Origin of the sequence: Lactobacillus gigeriorum DSM 23908 = CRBIP 24.85 (assembly GCF_000296855.1) — a bacterium.
GTDB lineage: Bacteria > Bacillota > Bacilli > Lactobacillales > Lactobacillaceae > Lactobacillus > Lactobacillus gigeriorum.
The window spans coordinates 1-2,667 of sequence record NZ_CAKC01000084.1 but is presented as its reverse complement, the minus strand read 5'-3'; the positions used below and the strand labels follow the sequence as shown (position 1 = coordinate 2,667).

General features: G+C 36.8%; 2 protein-coding genes. One reads left to right on the top strand and one right to left on the bottom strand.

The genetic code is table 11. The annotated features are described in order from the left end of the window. Positions 1 to 227 precede the first annotated feature (227 nt). Complete coding sequence (locus tag BN52_RS07575) at positions 228 to 1,262, top strand: IS30 family transposase (RefSeq protein ID WP_008473881.1); 1,035 nt, start codon at positions 228 to 230, stop codon at positions 1,260 to 1,262. A gap of 444 nt (positions 1,263 to 1,706) precedes the next feature. Here BN52_RS07575 and BN52_RS07570 read toward each other — a convergent pair whose 3' ends face one another. After that, positions 1,707 to 2,141 (bottom strand): GNAT family N-acetyltransferase, encoded by a 435-nt coding sequence (locus BN52_RS07570; RefSeq protein WP_005723985.1) that lies wholly within the window; start codon positions 2,139 to 2,141, stop codon positions 1,707 to 1,709. Positions 2,142 to 2,667: the final 526 nt, after the last annotated feature.

Here is a 2,667-nt window from a genome sequence, read left to right as displayed (position 1 = left end):
TCTTTGTCAAGAACTTTTTTCATCTCGCCTCGCCTTGCGACTTCCGTCGCCCGACGACATTTAAATATATTACTCGCTTTTTTCTCCTTTTGCAAGTACTTTTTTTACTTTTTTTATTTTTATTTACAGTCCCGGATTTAAAATTGAAGTGCAACACTAAGTGTTAAACAAAAAGGCCATGAAAACCTAAACTTGAAGTGACCAAAAATCAAGAAAGGAAGATCTTCATGACCAACTCAAATTCTAGCATTTCCAAGCATTATCATCAATTGAACAGCGAACAACGTGGACAAATTCAAGCTCTGCTTGATTCTGGCATAACCTCCTGCACTGCTATCGCTCAAGAAGTAGGCTGTCATAAATCAACTATCAGCCGTGAAATTAGACGAGGCAGTGTCCTGCAAAGAGACAGCAGCTATGTCTTGTATGAGCACTATTACGCTGATACTGCACAAATTTATCATGAAAAGCGCCGCAGAAACTGCTATAAGCGTAATCCACTGCAACACTATGCCGTCTTTTTCAGAATGCTAAGCAGACGCTTTAAAGCCAAATTTGATGCCACCAGCATTGATGAATTTGTCGGTGAATTTCACAGGATTATGCCAAATTATCCATGTCCTAGCACGCCCACTGTCTATCGTTATATTGATCAAGGATTGCTGGATATAAGCAATATCGACCTGCCAATGAAGCTTAAAAGACGCAGAAACAAACGCCATCATAGTCATGGTGGCCATGCTCCGCATAAAAAGAATCTTGGCAATTCGATTGAACAGCGGCCTAAAGAAGTTGAAAACAGAAAAGTTCCCCTGCACTGGGAAGGCGATTTGGTTAAAGGCGTCAGACGTAAAAATCAACCTGCCTTAATGACACTGATTGAAAGAACCACTCGTTTTGAGGTTGTTATCAAAATTCCTGACTATCGGGCCAGTACTTGTCAAAGACTGCTTCAAAAGGAGATTGACAGACATCCTAATTGGTTTAAATCAATTACGTTTGACAATGGTTCTGAGTTTGCGGATATGACCAAGATCAAAGGATGTCAGATCTACTTTGCTCATCCATATTCTCCTTGGGAAAGAGGCACAAATGAGAACTGCAATGGACTTCTGCGTCAATTCTTCCCTAAGGGCAAAAGCATGAAAGATAAGTCAGCTGCTTATGTTCAACAGGCAACTGATGCCATTAACCGCAAACATCGCCGAATCCTCCAATATCAGACAGCAGAAGAACTCTTCAAGCAATATATCTCTTCATAACCTAACTGTTGCACTTAATTTGACAATTCAGGTTTTTATTTACAGTCAATCATTTTAAAACTAAGTTTCATTTTTACAATTCCTAATATAACAGGCTTCCTTAATTTCTTAAACTATTTTATAAACTAACTTATTTCGGCTAAAAACACCCCGACTTTTAGAATTTTGATTATCAGATAACGTTCAATAATCTTCTCACTACAAATTTTGATCTTAGCCCAACACCAATCCCTATTAAATTATCAGAAAGCTAGACTAATTTAGTCATAAAGCCTTTTAGAAAAATAGCGACCTGTTAACCTAATAAATAGATTTACACAGGTCGCTATCACTTACGGGGCTAGCTTTCAGTATAATTGTTCTATTTTCTAATACGAGTGCTTATCTGACATCACACCAACTGATTGTTTGTATGAATTACTTGGTAACATGAATATTTTTGATCTATAAATCATAAGAGTACCAGTCAGGTTGTTGCTCTTTAAACCCCATTCTTGTAAACATTTTTTTGCTTTGAATATTAAAGTCATATATGTGAGCCTTTACTTGCGTCATTTTCTGAATTCTTGCAAGCTGCACCAATTTGTCGACACATTTTCTACCAAGATGCAGGTTTTGATATTCTTTGCAAATCACGATTGATATCTCACCGTCTTTTAGCAAAGTACAATCACCAATCAATTTCCCTTGATATTGAATATAGTAGCACCACCCATGCACTGACAAATATTCATACATTCGACGTAATTTCGTTAAATCATAAACGGTATCAATATTATCTACCTGCTTACAGATTTTAGGATCCTGGTACCATTTAAGAGTCTGCTTTTCATTCGGGAAATATGGCACTAACGTAAGTCTATCAGAATTTTTATCCATCTAAATATGTCCTTTTTTCTAAGTATTTAATGTCTGAAATTTAACATATACCTTTGAATTTTTACCAATCTAATAGAGAGACAAAGATAACAAGTCTATACATTTCATAACGCAAATAAAAAGCTATAACTTCTTTATTAGCTCTATAATTTTTCCTGTTGATGAATATTTATGGTATTCTGTCCATTTCTATAAATTCTTCAATGGAGTGCAATACAAAGTCTACGAAGCCCTTTTAAAGCAGCCCACTTGTCCATTCTGTGGCTTTCCGGCAGAAAAAACATACTAACCTAGTGTTAGGGATTCATTCGACGGAATGTCTCCCCAGCACTTTTATTTGTTTTAGAATAAAAGCAAGATGAAGCGCTTAATGTCATGGGGTTATTGGGCACTCGATGCCGTAGAAAAAACAGGCAGCTTCACCGGCTATTCTTCATTCTCATCGAAGTATGTAGGCACTTGATGCCGCGTTTAGAAAATTAGAACTTGAATAGTCCGATAAGGCTTTGGCTTCATCTTGTATTTG